This window comes from Hydrogenophaga palleronii, from assembly GCF_031457455.1.
Taxonomy (GTDB): Bacteria; Pseudomonadota; Gammaproteobacteria; order Burkholderiales; family Burkholderiaceae_C; genus Hydrogenophaga; species Hydrogenophaga palleronii_A.
The window spans coordinates 322,749-339,169 of the sequence record NZ_JAVDWU010000004.1; the positions used below are offsets into that span (position 1 = coordinate 322,749).

Sequence of the window (16,421 nt, forward strand, 5' to 3'; positions counted from 1 at the left end):
ACGAATTTCACCGGAGCACCCCATGGCCGACATCCGCAGCAATTTCCTGGGTATCCAGAGCCCCAACCCCTTCTGGCTCGCCTCTGCGCCGCCCACCGACAAAGAGATCAACGTCACCCGCGCTTTTGAAGCCGGCTGGGGCGGCGTGGTGTGGAAGACGCTGGGCGAAGACCCGCCAGTCGTCAACGTGAACGGTCCGCGCTACACCACGCTCCTGTCGCAAGACCGCCGCGTGATCGGCCTGAACAACATCGAACTCATCACCGACCGACCGCTGCAGACCAACCTTGAAGAGATCAAGCGCGTCAAACGCAACTGGCCCGACCGCGCCATGATCGTCTCGCTCATGGTGCCTTGCGAGGAAGAGAGCTGGAAGCGCATCCTGCCCATGGTGGAAGACACCGGCGCCGACGGCGTCGAGCTCAACTTCGGCTGCCCGCACGGCATGAGCGAGCGCGGCATGGGCGCCGCCGTGGGCCAGGTGCCTGAGTACATCCAGATGGTCACGGCCTGGTGCAAGCACTACAGCCGCCTGCCCGTGATCGTGAAGCTCACACCCAACATCACCGACGTGCGCCATCCGGCGCGTGCAGCCAAGGCCGGCGGGGCCGACGCGGTCTCGCTCATCAACACCATCAACTCCATCATGGGCGTGGATTTGGACCGCATGGTGATGAGCCCGAGCACCGACGGCTGGGGTTCGCACGGCGGCTACTGCGGCCCGGCCGTGAAGCCCATCGCACTCAACATGGTGGCAGAGATCGCACGGGACGAACTGACCGCCGGCCTGCCCATCAGCGGCATCGGCGGCGTCACCACCTGGCGCGACGCGGCCGAATACATTGCCCTGGGCTGTGGCACGGTGCAGGTGTGCACGGCGGCCATGGTCTACGGCTTCAAGATCGTGCAGGACATGTGCGATGGCCTGTCCAACTTCATGGACGAGCACGGCTACGCCACGCTGAACGACTTCAAGGGCCAGGCCGTGCCCACGGTGAAAGACTGGAAGAACCTCAACCTCAACCACATCGAAAAAGCGGTGATCAACCAGGACGCCTGCATCCAGTGCGGCCGCTGCCACGTGGTGTGCGAAGACACCTCGCACCAGGCCATCACCTTCATCAAAGAGGGCGGTTTGCGCAAGTTCGAGATCAACGAAGCAGAATGCGTGGGCTGCAACCTGTGCGTGTCGATCTGCCCGGTGCCCGAATGCATCACCATGCGGGCGCTGGAAGCGGGTGAGGTGGACGTGAGAACGGGTCAAACGGTCACCGGTGAATACGCCAACTGGACCACCCACCCCAACAACCCGCAGCGCGTGAGCGCCACCACTTGAAACCGTTCTTGCGGCGCCGGTGCGGTTCTTGCGTGAGCCGCCGCCTTTCGTGTTTTCCTTTTTCCCCGCAGCTGCCAGCCTGGATCGCCGGCGCAGACCGCGGACTGTGTGCAACCCCACGAGGTCTTTGACAGGAGTACAGGCATGACGAACAGCATCGGCAGCACCGCCCAGGTGGCGGGGCCCATTCCCGCCACCGGGCCCAACCCGCTGGCCAACGAGGACTTGCTACCCACCACCGCAGCGCAGCGCCACTGGGCCTGGAAGGACTACGCGGCCCTGTGGGTGGGCATGGTGGTGTGTGTGCCCACCTACACCATGGCCAGTGCCATGCTAGATCAGGGCTTCACCTGGCAGAAGGCGGTGTGGCTGGTGTTCCTGGCCAACTGCATCGTGTTGGTGCCCATGCTGCTGATCGGCCGTGTGGGGCCCAAATATGGTGTGCCGTTTCCGGTGCTGGCGCGGGCCTCGTTCGGCGTGAAAGGTGCCAACCTGCCGGCCGTGTTGCGCGGGCTGGTGGCCTGCGGCTGGTTCTCCATCAACTGCTACTTCGGCGCACTGGCGCTGCATGGCTTTCTGAACATCATGGGCGCGGGTCTGGCGGGGCCGGCCGAGGGGGAGACCATCAGCACCTCGCAGTTCATGTGCTTCCTCGCGTTCTGGGCGCTGCACATCTGGTTCATCTGGAAAGGCCTGGAGTCCATCCGCGTGCTGGAGGTGATCGCCGCGCCATTGATGATTGGCGCGTCCATCCTCCTGGTGGTGGTGCTGATGATGAAGGTGCCCGCAGGCGAACTCTTCAACCTGCCCGCCAAGGTGGTGGAGGGCGGTCCCAAGACCTGGGCCGCGCTCACCGGGCTGGTGGGCTTCTGGGCCACGCTGGCGCTCAACATTCCTGACTTCACGCGCTTTGCCAAATCGCAGAAGGACCAGATCGTGGGCCAGGCGATTGGCCTGCCGATTCCCATGGCGCTGTTTTCCATGGTGGGCATCATCGGGTTTTCTGCCTCGTCCATTCTGTACGGCAAGGCGCAGCTGTTCCCTGACGGCCTGCTCACCCAGATGGGCAGCTTTGCCGCCGGTGTGGGCCTGCTGGTGATTTTGCTGGCCAACCTGACCACCAACGTCGCCGCCAACCTGGTGTCGCCTTCGTACGACTTCAGCCAGGTCGCGCCGTCGAAGATCAGCTTTCGCACCGGTGGCCTGATCGCCGCCGTCATCGGCCTGCTGTTCATGCCCTGGAAACTGCTGGCCACCTCGGGCGGCTACCTGTTCACCTGGCTGGGCGGCTACGGCACGCTGTTGGGCGCCATCGCCGGCATTTTGCTGGTGGACTACTACCTGGTGCGCAAGAGCGTGCTCAAGGTGGACGACCTCTACCGCCGAGGCGGCGACTACGAATACAGCAACGGCTGGAACATGCAGGCGCTTATCGCCTTCGCGCTGGGCGTGCTGCCCTGCCTGCCGGGTTACCTGGCCGTGTCTGGCGTGGTGGACAAGGCCGCCGTGCCGGGTCTGTTGCTGAATCTGTTCGACTTCGGCTGGTTCTTCAGCCTGGCCGTGGCTGGCGGCTACTACTACCTCACCGCCAAGAGGCCCTGAACCTTTGATGGCCCTGCCGCCCGTGGCCACCGGCAGGGTTTTCCCGTTTCGCATCCACGCACCCTGAAGGAGACCCCCATGACCCAAGCCCTTGTGATCCGCGGTGGCACCGTGGTCAACGCCGACCGCGAACAACTGGCCGATGTGCTGTGCGTGGATGGCCGCATCGTGGCCGTGGGCGAGCGCGCGGCCGAACTGGCTCCGGCAGGTGCGCAGTCCCTGGACGCCAGCGGCCAGTACGTGCTGCCCGGCGGCATCGACCCGCACACCCACATGCAGCTGCCGTTCATGGGCACCGTCACCATGGACGACTTCTTCACCGGCACGGCGGCGGGCCTGGCTGGCGGCACCACCAGCATCATCGACTTCGTGATCCCCGATCCGCAGGAACCCATCATGGAGGCCTACCGCAAGTGGCGCGGCTGGGCCGAAAAGTCGGCAGCCGACTATTCCTTCCACGTCGCCATCACCTGGTGGAGCGAGCAGGTGCGCGCCGACATGGGCACGCTGGTGCAGGAAGAGGGCGTGAACAGCTTCAAGCACTTCATGGCCTACAAGAACGCCATCATGTGCGACGACGAAACCCTGGTGAACAGCTTCAAGCGCGCGCTGGAGCTGGGCGCCATGCCCACGGTGCACGCGGAAAATGGCGAGCTGGTCTACCTGCTGCAGCAGGAAGTGGCCAAGATGGGAATCACCGGCCCCGAGGGCCATCCCCTGTCGCGTCCGCCCATGGTCGAGGCCGAGGCCGCCAACCGCGCCATCGCGATTGCCGACGTGCTGGGCGTGCCGATCTACGTGGTGCACGTGAGCTGCATGGAATCGGCCGACGCCATCGCCCGCGCCCGTGCGCGCGGCCAGCGTGTGTACGGCGAGGTGCTGGCCGGCCACCTGCTGGTGGACGACAGCGTCTACCGCGACCCGGACTTCGCTACCGCCGCCGCGCATGTGATGAGCCCGCCCTTCCGGCCCAAGGCCCACCAGGAAGCGCTGTGGCGCGGCCTGCAGTCCGGCCAGTTGCACACCACCGCCACCGATCACTGCACCTTCTGCGCCGCACAAAAGGCGGCGGGCAAGGAGAACTTCGCCAAGATTCCCAACGGCACCGGTGGCGTGGAAGAGCGCATGGCCGCCATCTGGGACGGCGGCGTCAACACCGGGCGCCTCACGCCCAGCGAGTTCGTGGCCATCACCTCGGCCAACGCGGCCAAACTGTTCAACATCTACCCGCGCAAGGGCTTCATCGGTGAAGGCGCCGACGCCGACCTGGTGCTGTGGGACCCTGCGGGCACCAAGACCTTCTCGGCCAAGACGCAGCACAGCAAGGGCGACTTCAACATCTTCGAAGGCCGCACCGTGCGCGGCATCCCCAGCCACACCATCAGCCAGGGTCGCGTGGTGTTTGCCAACGGCGAGTTGCGCGCCGAGCAGGGCAAGGGCCGCTACATCAAGCGCCCCGCGTTTGGCGTGAACTTCGATGCCGTGCAAAAGCGCGCGCAGGATCTGGCCCCCTCCGCCGTCGCGCGTTGACCCCCGAACGACGCATCTGGAGAACACCATGGATACCAAAGTGAAGACCGACATTGACCAACTGCGCATCAACGGCGAACGCCTCTGGGACTCGCTCATGGAACTCGCGAAAATCGGCGCCACGCCCAAAGGCGGCGTGTGCCGCCTCACCCTGACCGATCTGGACAAACAGGGCCGCGACCTTGTCACACGCTGGGCGCGCGAAGCCGGCATGAGCGTCACCATCGACAAGATCGGCAACGGCTTCATGCGCCGCCCCGGCCGCAACAACAGCCTGCCACCCATCATGACCGGCAGCCACATCGACACCCAGCCCACCGGTGGCAAGTTCGACGGCAACTACGGTGTGCTCGCGGGCATCGAAGTGGTGCGCACGCTCAATGACCACAGCATCGAAACCGAAGCACCGATCGAAGTCGCGTTCTGGACCAACGAAGAAGGCTCGCGCTTTGTGCCGGTGATGATGGGCTCGGGCGTGTTTGCCAAGGCCTTTACGCTGGAGCACGCCTACGCGGCCACCGACACCGAAGGCAAGACGGTGAAGGACGAGCTGGAGCGCATCGGCTACATCGGTGATCAGGAGCCGGGCGACCACCCCATCGGCGCCTACTTTGAAACTCACATCGAACAGGGCCCGGTGCTTGAAGACAATCAGAAGACCATTGGCGTGGTCAGCGGCGTGCTGGGCATCCGCTGGTACAACTGCACCGTGACCGGCATGGAAGCCCACGCCGGCCCCACGCCCATGGCCCTGCGCAAGGACGCGCTGCAGGTGGCCGCGCATCTGATGCAGGAAGTGGTGGCCTGCGCCCACCGCCACCCACCGCACGGGCGCGGCACCGTGGGCATGGTGCATGTGCATCCCAATAGCCGCAACGTGATCCCGGGCCAGGTCAAGTTCAGCATCGACCTGCGCAACGCCACCGATGCCGAATGCGAAAGCATGGACCAGGACATCCGCGCCGTGGCCACCAAGCTCAGCACCAAAACGGGCCTGCCGATCGAGATTGAAATGGTGTCCAACTACCCCGCCCAGGTCTTCCACCCCGACTGCGTGGACGCCGTGGGCCGCGCCGCTGCGAAGCTCGGCTACAGCCACATGCCGGTCGTCTCTGGCGCCGGGCACGACGCGGTGTACATGGCGCGCCTCGCGTCCGCCGGCATGGTGTTCATTCCCTGCAAGGACGGCATCAGCCACAACGAGATCGAAAGCGCCGAGCCCGAGCACATCACCGCTGGCTGCAACGTGCTGCTGCACGCCATGCTCGAGCGCGCCGGAACCTGATCAGATCACACAGGCGCGCTCGCTCGCATCCAGCGGCTCCAGCCACTCCAGCTGTTTCTCCAGCACCTCCACCGTGGCCTCCGAAGCATCGGCCCCGCGTGCCTGCCGGTCGGTGATGCGCTGGCGCAGCACTTCCACTGGCGCCTCGCAGGCCAGAATGTGGAAAGGCACGCCCGCACCCTGGGCCAACGCCGCAAACTCGGCGCGCTCGGCGGCGCGCAGAAAGGCCGCGTCCACCAGCACCGTCCAGCCATCGGCCAGCAGCATGCGCGCGCGCGACAGCAGCGAGCCATACGTGTCGCCGTGCGACTTGGGGGTGTAGAGCCCGCTGTTCAGGCTTGAGCCGCTGGTGGCGAGCGCGCTCAGGCCGTGCAGGCGCTTGCGCTCCACGTCGGACCGCAGGCGGATCGCGCGCCCGCTGGTCTCAGCCGCGAGCCAGCGGCTGGAAGCCCAGGTCTTGCCGCTGCCGGAGAGGCCGTGTGTGATGAGCAAGCGCGGTGCTGGCGGGTGGGCAATGTCACGTGCCAGCGCGAGGTAGCGCCGCGCTTCGGCCATACTCGCGTCGGCTTCGGGTGAACTGCCTTCGCCGCCCAGCTGCTCCAGGCGGATCGCCGCCACCTTGGCGCGCACCCCGGCGCGGTAGCTGGCAAAAAAGGTCCACACCGTGTGTGAAGACACATCGCCGCTGGCGTCGAGCCAGGCGCTCAGCAGCACGTTGGCCAGGCCCGGGCGGGCGTGGACCAGCAGGTCCATCCAGGCAAAGGCCATGTCATTGGCCACGTCGATCCAACGCAGCGCGTCGTTGAACTCGATCGCGTCAAAGGGCAGCACCTCGTCTTCGATCAGCACCAAATTGCCCAGGTGCAGGTCGCCATGCCCTTCGCGCACGCGGCCCTTCTGGCGCCGCCGCGACAGCAACGGTTCGATGGCGTTGAAGCGCTGCTCGGTCCAGTCGCTCAGCTCGCGCACCAGGGCCGCGTCGGCGGGTTCGGTCAAGGCCTTGCGCAGGGCGTCGAAGTTGTCGCGCGGCCAGCGCATGGCGGCGGTGGGGTGGCCCCAGGGCTGGCTGCTGCCCACCACGGCGGCCCGGGCCTGGAACGACGCCATGCGCCGCGCCAGCCCGGTCATGTGCTCGGAAGTCAGTGCAGCGCGCTCGCACAGGTGGTCGAGCCGGGTCGCCTCGTCGAAGCGGCGCATCTGCACCGCGAACTCGATCGCCTTCCCCGCGTCGGCTGTGCCCGGTTCGCCCCAGCGCGGCTCCCCCGGTGTGCCCAGGATGGGCAGCACCCCCAGGTACAGCTGGGTTGCCGGCCGATCCAGGTTCTGGAAGCGCCGGTTCACCCGCACTTCGGTTTCGCAGGCCTGGCGTCGCAGGGCCAGGGTGCTGAAGTCCATGAACGGAAAACGCACCGGCTTCTTGATCTTGTAGGCGAACTCGCCCGCCAGCAGCACCCAGGCGCCGTGCGTTTCCATCAGCGCCACTTCCTCCACCTTGTGCGGAAAGCGGGCCGGGTCCAGCAGGGCGTTGATCAGTGGGGGCAGGTCGTTTCTGGGGGGCATGCTGAGCACTGTACGGGAAGTGTGCTCGCTTGGATCGATGCCCCGTTTTAAAGAATTGGCTGCTTCAAACGATCGTGCGTTTGACGCCAGACGGTAGCGCCCGACCGCTGAGCGGGCACCGCCACTGCTCATACTTCACATCTGGATACATTTTCCGCAAAACCACAACTCGGGAGACAAACCGATGGCGCTGAACACCCGCAACTTCCTCAGGCTGGCACTGGCCACAGCGCTGCTCGCTGCCACAGGCGTGGCGGGTGCCGCCACCGCCTTTGAAGCAACCACCACCTTGGCCGGCACCACGCTGGTATTGAATGGCACGGGCACGCGCTACAAGGCGATCTTCAAGGTGTACGACATGGCGATGTACCTGCCTGCCGTCGCCAAGACCACAGAGGCGGTGCTGGCGCAGCCCGGCCCGAAGCGCTTGAGCTTTGTCGCACTGCGCAAGGTGTCGGGCACCGATCTGGGGCTGGCTTTCATGCGCGGCTTGAAAGACAACAACTCCCCCGAACTGATGGGTCGGCACATACCTGCCACCACGCGGCTGATCGACATCTTTTCGGGCAAAAGCTTCCTGGCCGAAGGCCACACCTTTGCGATGGAGTTCGTTCCGGGCAAAGGCACGCAGTTTTTCATCCAGGGCGAGGCCCAGGGTCAGCCCGTTGACGACGCCGAATTCTTCCAGATGATCCTGCGCATCTGGCTGGGCAGCTCGCCGGTCGACATGCGCTTGAAAGAGGCCTTGCTCGGCGGCCAATGAACCTGAACCGGGCGCCGGCACAGCCGCACTTGCGGCGCCATTGGGTCTGTAGCGCCTTCACCCGTTAGTGGACTTCACACCCTATTTGGGGGGTGCCGCGTCAGGCAACACTTTGCGCATCGGGTGGCCTGCCATGCCGGCAAAGCTCACAGCTGGCCCGCACGCGACAAAGTCATTGCGCTTGTAAAAAGCCAGGGCGGTTTTCGTGCTTTCCAGCCGCAGTTCGGTGAGCCCGGCGGCGCTCGCCCATTGCTCAATCTCTTGCAGCAACGCCTTGCCAACGCCCTGGTGGAGCACTGCCGGGGCAACGTAGCAAAGCAGAAGTTCGCCTGCAGCCGATGCCATGCCAAAGCCGATCACATCGGCCTTACCCCCAGCAACGACGCAATAGAGATCGTCGCGTTGAATCCAGGTGACGAAGTTTTCAGGTGTCTTGTTTCGCAACCAAGCATCCATGCGCGCCGGGTCGCCCTCATGGTCTTCTGCGCAGCACTGTTCGATGGCGTTGCGAACCACTCGACACGCGGCCGCCGCATCTTCAGGCCTGGCTTGACGCACATGGATGGTCATGGGTGTTTATCGCTTGAAGGGAAAGCAGTGATGAGGAGCGTCGTCGACGGCGAGCCCACGACGGCGCGGTTGTTGGCAGAGTGGATGGTATTCAAGCCACGCGCGGACAGCTCACTCCAATGCAGCAGAATGCAGCCATCTTCAGCCGGCACCTGATCGCCCATACCCACGTGAAAACCTCCAAGCCCCACCACCAAGGCTTCTCACTGATCGAACTGATGGTCGTGGTCGCCATCATCGCCATCCTTGCGCTACTGGCCGCACCCAGCCTGGCAGGCAAGTACATCCGCGAAAACATCGTCGAGGCCATGCCGCTGGCGAACATCGCCAAAGGACCCGTGGCCGCCGCCTGGGCCACCACCCAGACACTGCCTGAAGACAACGAAAGCGCGGGCCTGCCGGCGGCCGACAAGATGGTCAACAACGTGGTGAAGTCGATCACGGTGGAAGAGGGTGCCATCCACATTCTTTTCGGCAATCGCGCCAATGGCGCACTGCAGGGCAAGACGCTGACGCTGCGCCCCGCCGTGGTGGAAGACTCGCCCATCGTGCCGGTGGCCTGGGTTTGTGGTCATGCGAAGGCGCCTGAGAAGATGACGGTGATGGGTGTCGACAGGACTGATATTGCCAAAGCTCACTTGCCGGTGAACTGTTTTTAGCAGGGGGTAATTTCGTTCAGCGGACGCGACCTTTTAGTTGTCAATGCACTGTGAGGCTAACGAATATCCATAGTCGGTAAAGACTAGGATTTCATTTCGATTTAGGAAGTTTAAGACTTCCTTGCCTTGATCGCAAAGGCCAAGTCTTCTAATATTCTGAAATGAGATTGTAATGACTTCATCTGTTTTCTCGGTTGTTTTTCGGGCTGATTCTAAATTTAGCATGATTTGGCGGTATATGGGGAATTCGCCTTTTATGTTTTTGAGTTTTTGCCCTGCCTTTTGAGCTATTTCATAACGCTTCACAAGCTGAAATAGAATGTTCACCAGATATGCGTCAAGTGGTGCAAGTTGATTTAACGCCTTTGCGTAGCTTGGGTGTACCACCTCGCCGTCAGGATTTTTTATTGCATTTGCGAGCAGTCTTGCAAACATTTCTCGAATATTCTGATCGCTTGAATCGCCGCTGGATTCTATAAGAGGTACCACCAAGTCAGGTGTAATCGAGGCGCTAATGGTCTTGGTGTCAAATCCGGAATTGTCAATAATTTCCTTGGTTCTCTTGAGCATTTCGACTTGATTCTTAAATCGCCAGAATGCTATTTTGTCTTTTGTAAGCAAGCCTAATTCGGATAAAGGTGCCAATAACATCGGATCAATGTACTGCCTTAATGTTTTGGCTGTTTCTTCAACCGCTTTTTCTTCAATACTCATTGGTGCCTCGCGCTGATGAAAAATCTGCGTGGTAGTGATAGGTTTGGGTTTTGCAGAAAGTGTACAGAAGGGTCGGATTTTGATAATTGCATGCTGACAGTACGCATGCTTAATTCTTCACTTGCTTGCGGTGGACGAGTTGCAATAGGAATTATGGAGGGATGCGATGGGTTCCTTTGTGGAGGGAGTCCCAAATGCCGCTGCACTTTGGTATAGGCCATCGCGGACATTTTGTACGGTTTGGTGCCAGGTTGGCAAGAGATCCGGACCCGCAACTAAAGTAGAACGTGCTGTACGCCGATAGTGACGCAACCAACACCAATCAGGGACTCACCATGGACGCAACCATCTCCCCCGCCTTGCTCGTCGACCGCGTGCTTCAGACACGCAACAACCAGACCTCGCAAGACGCACAAATCGGCCTGCTGAAGAAGGCCATGGACATGCAGGCATCGGCGTCTGCGGCGCTGCTGAACGCCGTGGCGGGCGATCTGCCGCTCGCGAGTGACGGGTCGTTGGGCACGCAGGTCAACGCCCTGGTCTGATCGCCAGGGTGCAGCGGGTGGCCAGGGAGGCTCACCCGACATGCGTTTCGCCAGATACTTCCCCGATCTGAACACCTGCGAAACCCGATTGATGACCACACTCCACATCCGCCCAGCCACGCCCGCAGACACCGATCTCATCCTGCAATTTGTGCGCGAGCTGGCCATCTACGAGAAAGCTGAAAGCGAGGTGCTGGCCACACCTGAGCATGTGCAGCGCACGCTGTTCTGCCCCAGCCCCAAGGTGTTCGGCTTGATCTGCCTGGACGGGGACACGCCCGTGGGCTTTGCGGTGTATTTCTTCAACTATTCCACCTGGCAGGGGCGCCACGGCCTTTACCTGGAAGATCTGTACGTTTCCCCGAAGCACCGTGGCCTGGGTGCGGGCAAGGCATTGCTTCGGCACCTGGCGCAGATCGCAGTGGAGCATGACTGCGGGCGGTTTGAATGGAGCGTGCTGGACTGGAACACGCCCGCCATCGAGTTCTATGACAGCCTGGGTGCGCGGCCTCAGTCCGAGTGGATTCGCTACCGCCTCACAGGGCAGGGGCTGCTGGATCTGGCTCGCGGCTGACGTTCCCTTCATTTGCACAGGCACCTGCAGCAGCGCTCGTGGGTAAGGGTGCGGCGGTGCGCTCCAGCGCTCATCAAACACTCTTGCCATCGAACTGCTGTACCGGAATGGCGGCCAGGTCGATACCGTCCACACAGCGCAGGTTGATCGCCGCCACGGCGTTGCCTTTCGGGTCGGTGGCTTCGCCATAGGGGTGCATGCCGCAGACCGGGCAGAAGCGGTGGCGGATGTGGTGTTTGTTGAAGGTGTAGGTGGCGGCGTCGTCTTCGGGCGTCTTGAGCCGCAGGCTGCTTCGCGGCACGAACCAGAGCAGTGAGCCCTTGCGTGAGCAGATGGAGCAGTTGCAGGCGAGGGCACTGTCGATCTCGCCCTGGACTTCAAAGGCGATGCGGCCGCAGTGGCAGCTGCCGGTGTGGGTGGGTGTGGAGATGGGAGTGGTTGAGTTGGTCATGTTGATGCCTGGAATGGGTGTGAAGCGGGTTCTGAAGCCGTGGCCGCATGCTCATGACGATCAGGGGTCTCGGGTTTCGACAAGTTGGAACTAAGCGGTACACCCCGTGGGGCGCCCGCCGCACGCCGGGCCTTCCATGCGGCTCCGGTCAAGCGTGTGAGACGGTTGGCGCCCGCGCATACGCCGGCCGCCATGATCCCCGTCACCAGCAGCATGGCCGCCATGTGAATGCTCACTGCCGCCAGCGCCAGGGCGAGTGGCCTCACAGTGGCGGCCTCGCTGACCGGGGGGCCTGTGCCCAGGCACAGCGGTACCAGGGCGGGCACCAGCATAAGCCCCGCACCGTGTGCGCCAGCCATCAAAAAGGAACCTAGGGCGAGGCCTGCGGTGTCGCTGGTTCCACGGTGGGGTGAAGCCTTGCGCCGCCGCAGGCGCAATGCCACCACGATGACCAGCAAGGTGGCGGCCAGAAGCTGCAACACCGTGCGATCGAACGACCACCCATACACCACGGCCACCGCCATCAGGGCCACCGAAGCGGCGTGGCCCAGCGCAATGGGCAGCAGCGCCCACCAGGCCTGTGCCCGGCTGCGCGCGTGCAGTCCCCAGGCGGCGGCGATGGCCCAGCCCGATGCGGGGTTCAGACCGTGCAGGGCGCCCATGCCGGCCACCACCAGCCAGGGCCACAGGGTGTCTGTCGGGGCTTGCACGGTGAGCCTCGCTGCCTCTCTGACTCGCGGGCATCAGGCGTGCGAAGCGCAGCATCCGTTGGCCGTGGTCGCTTTGGGCGCCGAATCGTAGCGGTCGTGGTGCTTCACCCAGGCCATGGTGTAGGGCAGGCTGTCTTCGTCCCGGCCTTTGGGGGTGAGGTCGAGCAGGTTGTAGGTGCCCATCATGGCTTCCACCCCGCGGCCGTAGGTGGAGTAGGTGTGGAAGACGGTGCCGCTGGCGTCCTTGGTGAAGACGCTCAGGCCGGGCGATTCTGACGCCGTGTAGGGCTGCGTGCTGTAGTTGTAGTGCACTTCACCGCGCGCAGCGTCCTGCGGGGTGAAGCTCACGCAGAAGTCGAAGTTGAAGTCGCTGCCGTGTGACGACACCCAGGGAAACTGCCAGCCCATGCGCTGCTGGAAGTGTTCAATCTGGGCCAATGGCGCGCGCGACACCACGCGCACGGCCAGGTCGCGCTGCGCCAGGTGCGGCAGCATGCCGTCGAGGTGGTCGGCCATGAAAGAACAACTTGGGCAACCCTGTTCCCAGTCCGGGCCCAGCATGAAGTGCTGCACCATCAACTGGCTGTGGCCGTCGAACAGATTGGCCAGCGTGCGCTTGCCTTGGGGCGTGTCGAACACATAGGTTTTGTCGAGGCGCACCCAGGGCAGGGCGCGGCGCTGGCGGGCGAGTTCGTCGGTCTGGTGGCTCAGGGCTTTTTCTTGTGCCAGCAGCGCCTTGCGCTGGGCGATCCATTGGTCGTGGGCCACCACGGGGTGGTGGGCGAGGGTGGCTTCGGTCAGTGTGGCAGTCGTGGCGGTCATGGCAGGCTCCTTGGCTCGTTGAGCCGTTCGGGGTTGAAAAAAGGCGCACCGGGGCCTGCCCGCCTTGGAGGCAGGTGGGTCATCCACGGTGTTTCAGGGGAAAGGAAAGGGTGCAGCGATCAGGCTCGCGCGGGACGGGGGCGGCGCACGGCGCGTACCTTGCCGCTCATGCCGCCGCCGCAGTACAGCAGGTCGGCACCGTCAGACTCCAGGCCGCTCACGCCGGTGCCGGGTGGCATGTCCAGTTGTTCCAGCACGGCGCCGCTGGCGGGGTCGATGCGGCGCAGGCTGCTTTCGTCGTTTTCCCAGGTGCCGTGCCACAGGTCGCCGTCCACCCAGGTGATGCCGGTGACGAAGCGGTTGGATTCGATGGTGCGCCGGATGGCGCCGGTGGCGGGGTCGATCTGGTGGATCTTACGGTCGCGGTGCTGGCCCACCCACAGGCTGCCTTCGGCCCAGGCCATGCCGGAATCGTTGCCTTTGCCGGGCGCGGGAATGGTGTGCACCACTTTGCCGGTGGCGGGGTCGATCTTGTCGATGCGCGCTTCGGCGATCTGGTAGAGGTGGGTGCCGTCGAACGCGGTGCCGGCGTCGCCGGGCTGTGCGATGGTGCGCACGGGTTCACCGCTCTCTGGGTCAAAGGCCACCAGGTGCGGGCCCACGGCGGCCCACACGTGCTGGCCATCGTGTGTGACGCCGGCCACCATGGTGGCGCCGGGGAAGGGGCCGTATTCGCGCACGACCTCGGCGGCCTGAGTGATGGTGTCTTTCTGGGGTGTGAGGGTGGTCATCGTCAATCTCCTGTTGAACACCAAAAGGTCGGTGCGTTGACGTGACTCTATTCAAACGGCAGCGAAGCGGGGAGTAACAAGATCGTCGTGAAACCCGTGAGCGGCGGTGCCAGCCAGCGACGCGCACGGGCCTGACCCAGGCTGCGCACGCGCCCTTGTGCTTCCAGATCGGCCAGCGCGCGCTGCACGGTGCGCTGGCTCACGCCCAGGGCCTGCGCCAGGGCAGAAGTGGACCACGCCGCGCCGTCGGCCAGCAGCGCCAGCAGTGAAGCTTCTTCACCGTCCACCGGTGGCGCCAGCACCGCCACCGGCCGCTGATCCAGCGGCTGCAAAGCAAAGCCGCGCGGCGTGGCAGAAATGTGGGCCATGCTGGCGACCAGCGCGCGCAGGCGGCCCATCTCCACCCGCAGGCGGGCGCGGTGGGTCTCGTCGGGCCGGCGGGTGCGGAACACCTGTTCGATCAGGGCGCGGCGGTCCACATCGCCCGGCCAGGCTTCGGCCAGCGCACGCGCCAGGGCAAACAGCACGGGCCGGCCCGTCAGCGGCAGCCACTGGCCACCGGCGTGCAGGCCGTGCCGGCAGGCGTCGATCACCAGGGTGCCGGAGGCGAGCAGCGCCTCCACTTCGTCCAGCCGCAGCAGCCGCTCGCCCTCTTTTTGCAACAGGCGGGCGGCGGGTTGTTCCAGCGCCGTTCGGGTGTGCGCCACCTCAGCCACCAGGGCCGGCACCCCTGACTGTTCGGCGGCCTGCTGCGCGCGGTCCAGCGCGGCATGGGCCGTTCCGGTGTGCAGGGCGCGCAGCGCCAGCTCGGCGCGGGTCAGCTCGGCGGCGGCCACCACCAGGGGCGGCAGGCCCTGGGCATCCAGCGGCGCCAGGGCGGCCGCCGCTTCGTCCAGCCGGCCCAGCAGCACGCTGCGGCGCGCCGCCACCAGTCGCGCCTGCATCGCATTGACGCGGTCGTTCCGTGCTTCCAGCGTGGCCACGGCGGCGTGCAACTCACGCGGCGACTCGCCGACATCGCGCATGGCCAGCGCCACTTCGGCCTCGGCCACCACACAGCGAGCGCGCGACAGTTCCTCGTGCGCACCAAAGCCTTTGCCTGCGCGCCGCAACAGCTCACGCGCCCGTGGGTGCTCGCCCAGTTGTGCCATGGCAATGCCCCGCAACGCCAGCGCCGGCGGATCATCGCGCAAGGCCACCCGCTTGAGCGCACCCAGCGGGTCACCGGTGGCCAGGGCGCGGGCGGCGGCGGAGATCAGCGAGTCCATGTTCAGCTGGTCATGCTCACATCGAAGCGCTGACCCGGGCGTTGACGCTGGACACGTCCATGGTCTTGATCGGCTGGCAGATGCACCGCCTGCGAGAAGCGAATGGTGAAGGCGGTGGTGGTGTTCAGGGCGGTCTCCCGGTGGGATATACCGCGAATATAGGGCGCCAGCGTTGCGCCGTGATCGGCATGGCACGATTCAAGACGACGCATGCCGTGGCTTGCTCCTTCCCCGCTGGGGGAAGGCGTCAGGTCAGATCAGTCCGGCTCGCGCCTCAACTGCAGCTCACGCTCCCGCAGCCACTCATGCTGGCCGGGCGCACCACGCTGGGGTCGACCAGGGTTTCGGTCTGGGTGTTGAAGCCCACCGACTGCAGGTGCAGCGCCAGGCCGACATCCATGCTGGCGGCGTGTTGGGGGAACCACTCAGCCAGCGCTTCGGCCAGGCGGGTGATGATTTCGGTATCACCCTGTTCGAAGTGTGTTTCCACGGCACGCATGGTTTCCAGGATGGTGGCGTGGTGGGCGGCGTGGCAGTTATCGGCCGAGAAGCCGGTGGCCAGCATCCAGCGTTCTTCCTGTGCGAAGTGTTCTACCGTGTGCGCCAGGAAGGCCTGATACAGCGGCAGTTGCTGGTCGGTGGGGGTGGCCAACAGCTGGTTGAGTTGGTCGACGAACTCGGCGTGGGTGTTGTCCATGCGGTGGTCGCCCACACAGAGGGCGGGCGACCATTCGAGGGCGGAGGTGGGGTGGGCGGTGGCTTCCATGGGGATTGACTCTACCGGGTGAGGGCTCGCAGCGGCTTGACGCACGTCAAGCCCTGGAAACGGCAAGCAGCCCGTTCGGCAGACCGATGGCGCTGCCTGGAACCCCAAGCCGCTGAGCGGGTCGTAGGGGGCATGAAGCTGAAGCACCTGTGGCCCCAATTGTGCCGATCGCTCGGTCTGGCGGCCGTTTTGTGCCTGTCGTTGGCGGCTCAGTCAACCGAGCTGGTCCGCTGGACGGACGACGGTGGTCGCGTGTACTACCGCGTGGTCACCGATGTGCCTGAGCGTTTCAAGGACCGCGCGGAGCCCGCCACCGCGCCATTGCCAGCCGACACGACAGCCTGCGAGCGCCAATGGCACGCGTATGCGCTCAGTGCGGCGTGTTTCGACACTTACCGGCTGGTGGGCGGTGGCCTCAAGCCCGAGGCTTACCAGCAGTGCACCGAAGTGCCTCAGCCTGACCACTGCAACTGAT

19 protein-coding genes are annotated in these 16,421 nt (G+C 64.5%); 9 read left to right on the forward strand and 10 right to left on the reverse strand.

What is annotated here, in order from left to right; translation table 11 throughout:
• Positions 1-22 precede the first annotated feature (22 nt).
• The 4 genes from preA to J2W49_RS11650 all read left to right on the forward strand — a co-directional run bounded on the left by preA (position 23) and on the right by J2W49_RS11650 (position 5,753).
• Positions 23-1,336 (forward strand): NAD-dependent dihydropyrimidine dehydrogenase subunit PreA, encoded by a 1,314-nt coding sequence (gene preA, locus J2W49_RS11635; protein WP_310315826.1) that lies wholly within the window; start codon positions 23-25, stop codon positions 1,334-1,336.
• Between the two features lie 144 nt (positions 1,337-1,480).
• Entirely contained in the window at positions 1,481-2,938 is a 1,458-nt protein-coding gene (locus J2W49_RS11640) for an NCS1 family nucleobase:cation symporter-1 (RefSeq protein ID WP_310315829.1), read from the forward strand.
• A 78-nt stretch (positions 2,939-3,016) separates the two neighbouring features.
• A complete protein-coding gene (hydA, locus tag J2W49_RS11645; RefSeq protein WP_310315830.1) occupies positions 3,017-4,468 on the forward strand; it encodes a dihydropyrimidinase in 1,452 nt (483 codons plus the stop codon).
• Between the two features lie 28 nt (positions 4,469-4,496).
• Positions 4,497-5,753 carry a Zn-dependent hydrolase gene (locus J2W49_RS11650; protein WP_310315832.1) on the forward strand — a complete coding sequence of 419 codons (1,257 nt, stop codon included), beginning with the start codon at positions 4,497-4,499 and terminating at the stop codon, positions 5,751-5,753.
• On the opposite strand, the gene J2W49_RS11655 is transcribed toward J2W49_RS11650, so the two are convergent.
• The gene (locus tag J2W49_RS11655; RefSeq protein WP_310315834.1) at positions 5,754-7,313 is read right to left on the reverse strand and encodes a bifunctional aminoglycoside phosphotransferase/ATP-binding protein; all 1,560 of its coding nucleotides are present in this window, start codon (positions 7,311-7,313) and stop codon (positions 5,754-5,756) included.
• Positions 7,314-7,497: 184 nt separating this feature from the next.
• Between J2W49_RS11655 and J2W49_RS11660 the strand changes: the two genes are divergently transcribed.
• Positions 7,498-8,076 (forward strand): chalcone isomerase family protein, encoded by a 579-nt coding sequence (locus tag J2W49_RS11660; protein WP_310315835.1) that lies wholly within the window; start codon positions 7,498-7,500, stop codon positions 8,074-8,076.
• Between the two features lie 81 nt (positions 8,077-8,157).
• On the opposite strand, the gene J2W49_RS11665 is transcribed toward J2W49_RS11660, so the two are convergent.
• The gene (locus tag J2W49_RS11665; protein ID WP_310315836.1) at positions 8,158-8,646 is read right to left on the reverse strand and encodes a GNAT family N-acetyltransferase; all 489 of its coding nucleotides are present in this window, start codon (positions 8,644-8,646) and stop codon (positions 8,158-8,160) included.
• A gap of 119 nt (positions 8,647-8,765) precedes the next feature.
• On the opposite strand from J2W49_RS11665, the gene J2W49_RS11670 reads away from it, so the two are divergent.
• Positions 8,766-9,305: a pilin gene (locus J2W49_RS11670; RefSeq protein ID WP_310315838.1), complete on the forward strand. Its 540-nt coding sequence runs from the start codon at positions 8,766-8,768 to the stop codon at positions 9,303-9,305.
• A gap of 33 nt (positions 9,306-9,338) precedes the next feature.
• Here the strand turns inward: J2W49_RS11670 and J2W49_RS11675 are convergent, their stop codons facing one another.
• The gene (locus J2W49_RS11675) at positions 9,339-10,019 is read right to left on the reverse strand and encodes an Abi-alpha family protein (protein ID WP_310315840.1); all 681 of its coding nucleotides are present in this window, start codon (positions 10,017-10,019) and stop codon (positions 9,339-9,341) included.
• Positions 10,020-10,354: 335 nt separating this feature from the next.
• Here J2W49_RS11675 and J2W49_RS11680 point away from each other — a divergent pair, with 335 nt between their 5' ends.
• On the forward strand, positions 10,355-10,564 hold the full coding sequence (locus J2W49_RS11680) for a putative motility protein (protein WP_310315841.1): 210 nt from the start codon (positions 10,355-10,357) through the stop codon (positions 10,562-10,564).
• Positions 10,565-10,655: 91 nt separating this feature from the next.
• On the forward strand, positions 10,656-11,138 hold the full coding sequence (locus J2W49_RS11685) for a GNAT family N-acetyltransferase (RefSeq protein ID WP_310316327.1): 483 nt from the start codon (positions 10,656-10,658) through the stop codon (positions 11,136-11,138).
• A gap of 73 nt (positions 11,139-11,211) precedes the next feature.
• Here the strand turns inward: J2W49_RS11685 and J2W49_RS11690 are convergent, their stop codons facing one another.
• The 7 genes from J2W49_RS11690 to J2W49_RS11720 all read right to left on the reverse strand — a co-directional run bounded on the left by J2W49_RS11690 (position 11,212) and on the right by J2W49_RS11720 (position 15,946).
• Positions 11,212-11,589: a GFA family protein gene (locus tag J2W49_RS11690; protein ID WP_310315843.1), complete on the reverse strand. Its 378-nt coding sequence runs from the start codon at positions 11,587-11,589 to the stop codon at positions 11,212-11,214.
• Positions 11,586-12,299 (reverse strand): hypothetical protein, encoded by a 714-nt coding sequence (locus J2W49_RS11695; protein ID WP_310315845.1) that lies wholly within the window; start codon positions 12,297-12,299, stop codon positions 11,586-11,588. Before J2W49_RS11695 ends, J2W49_RS11690 begins: the two co-directional genes overlap by 4 nt.
• A gap of 33 nt (positions 12,300-12,332) precedes the next feature.
• On the reverse strand, positions 12,333-13,121 hold the full coding sequence (locus J2W49_RS11700; RefSeq protein WP_310315847.1) for a DUF899 domain-containing protein: 789 nt from the start codon (positions 13,119-13,121) through the stop codon (positions 12,333-12,335).
• A 119-nt stretch (positions 13,122-13,240) separates the two neighbouring features.
• Positions 13,241-13,912 carry a Vgb family protein gene (locus J2W49_RS11705; RefSeq protein ID WP_310315850.1) on the reverse strand — a complete coding sequence of 224 codons (672 nt, stop codon included), beginning with the start codon at positions 13,910-13,912 and terminating at the stop codon, positions 13,241-13,243.
• 47 nt (positions 13,913-13,959) lie between these two features.
• Positions 13,960-15,180: an HTH domain-containing protein gene (locus J2W49_RS11710; protein WP_310315851.1), complete on the reverse strand. Its 1,221-nt coding sequence runs from the start codon at positions 15,178-15,180 to the stop codon at positions 13,960-13,962.
• Positions 15,181-15,182: 2 nt separating this feature from the next.
• Positions 15,183-15,392 carry a hypothetical protein gene (locus J2W49_RS11715; RefSeq protein ID WP_310315853.1) on the reverse strand — a complete coding sequence of 70 codons (210 nt, stop codon included), beginning with the start codon at positions 15,390-15,392 and terminating at the stop codon, positions 15,183-15,185.
• 62 nt (positions 15,393-15,454) lie between these two features.
• Positions 15,455-15,946 carry a bacteriohemerythrin gene (locus J2W49_RS11720; RefSeq protein WP_310315855.1) on the reverse strand — a complete coding sequence of 164 codons (492 nt, stop codon included), beginning with the start codon at positions 15,944-15,946 and terminating at the stop codon, positions 15,455-15,457.
• A 132-nt stretch (positions 15,947-16,078) separates the two neighbouring features.
• On the opposite strand from J2W49_RS11720, the gene J2W49_RS11725 reads away from it, so the two are divergent.
• A complete protein-coding gene (locus J2W49_RS11725; RefSeq protein ID WP_310315857.1) occupies positions 16,079-16,420 on the forward strand; it encodes a hypothetical protein in 342 nt (113 codons plus the stop codon).
• Position 16,421 lies beyond the last annotated feature (1 nt).

Coding starts and splice junctions, on each gene's coding strand:
- preA (WP_310315826.1), top strand. CDS start 23: ATGGCCGACATCCGCAGCAATTTCCTGGGTATCCAGAGCCCCAACCCC.
- J2W49_RS11640 (WP_310315829.1), top strand. CDS start 1,481: ATGACGAACAGCATCGGCAGCACCGCCCAGGTGGCGGGGCCCATTCCC.
- hydA (WP_310315830.1), top strand. CDS start 3,017: ATGACCCAAGCCCTTGTGATCCGCGGTGGCACCGTGGTCAACGCCGAC.
- J2W49_RS11650 (WP_310315832.1), top strand. CDS start 4,497: ATGGATACCAAAGTGAAGACCGACATTGACCAACTGCGCATCAACGGC.
- J2W49_RS11655 (WP_310315834.1), bottom strand. CDS start 7,313: ATGCCCCCCAGAAACGACCTGCCCCCACTGATCAACGCCCTGCTGGAC.
- J2W49_RS11660 (WP_310315835.1), top strand. CDS start 7,498: ATGGCGCTGAACACCCGCAACTTCCTCAGGCTGGCACTGGCCACAGCG.
- J2W49_RS11665 (WP_310315836.1), bottom strand. CDS start 8,646: ATGACCATCCATGTGCGTCAAGCCAGGCCTGAAGATGCGGCGGCCGCG.
- J2W49_RS11670 (WP_310315838.1), top strand. CDS start 8,766: ATGCAGCAGAATGCAGCCATCTTCAGCCGGCACCTGATCGCCCATACC.
- J2W49_RS11675 (WP_310315840.1), bottom strand. CDS start 10,019: ATGAGTATTGAAGAAAAAGCGGTTGAAGAAACAGCCAAAACATTAAGG.
- J2W49_RS11680 (WP_310315841.1), top strand. CDS start 10,355: ATGGACGCAACCATCTCCCCCGCCTTGCTCGTCGACCGCGTGCTTCAG.
- J2W49_RS11685 (WP_310316327.1), top strand. CDS start 10,656: ATGACCACACTCCACATCCGCCCAGCCACGCCCGCAGACACCGATCTC.
- J2W49_RS11690 (WP_310315843.1), bottom strand. CDS start 11,589: ATGACCAACTCAACCACTCCCATCTCCACACCCACCCACACCGGCAGC.
- J2W49_RS11700 (WP_310315847.1), bottom strand. CDS start 13,121: ATGACCGCCACGACTGCCACACTGACCGAAGCCACCCTCGCCCACCAC.
- J2W49_RS11705 (WP_310315850.1), bottom strand. CDS start 13,912: ATGACCACCCTCACACCCCAGAAAGACACCATCACTCAGGCCGCCGAG.
- J2W49_RS11710 (WP_310315851.1), bottom strand. CDS start 15,180: ATGGACTCGCTGATCTCCGCCGCCGCCCGCGCCCTGGCCACCGGTGAC.
- J2W49_RS11715 (WP_310315853.1), bottom strand. CDS start 15,392: ATGCGTCGTCTTGAATCGTGCCATGCCGATCACGGCGCAACGCTGGCG.
- J2W49_RS11720 (WP_310315855.1), bottom strand. CDS start 15,946: ATGGAAGCCACCGCCCACCCCACCTCCGCCCTCGAATGGTCGCCCGCC.
- J2W49_RS11725 (WP_310315857.1), top strand. CDS start 16,079: ATGAAGCTGAAGCACCTGTGGCCCCAATTGTGCCGATCGCTCGGTCTG.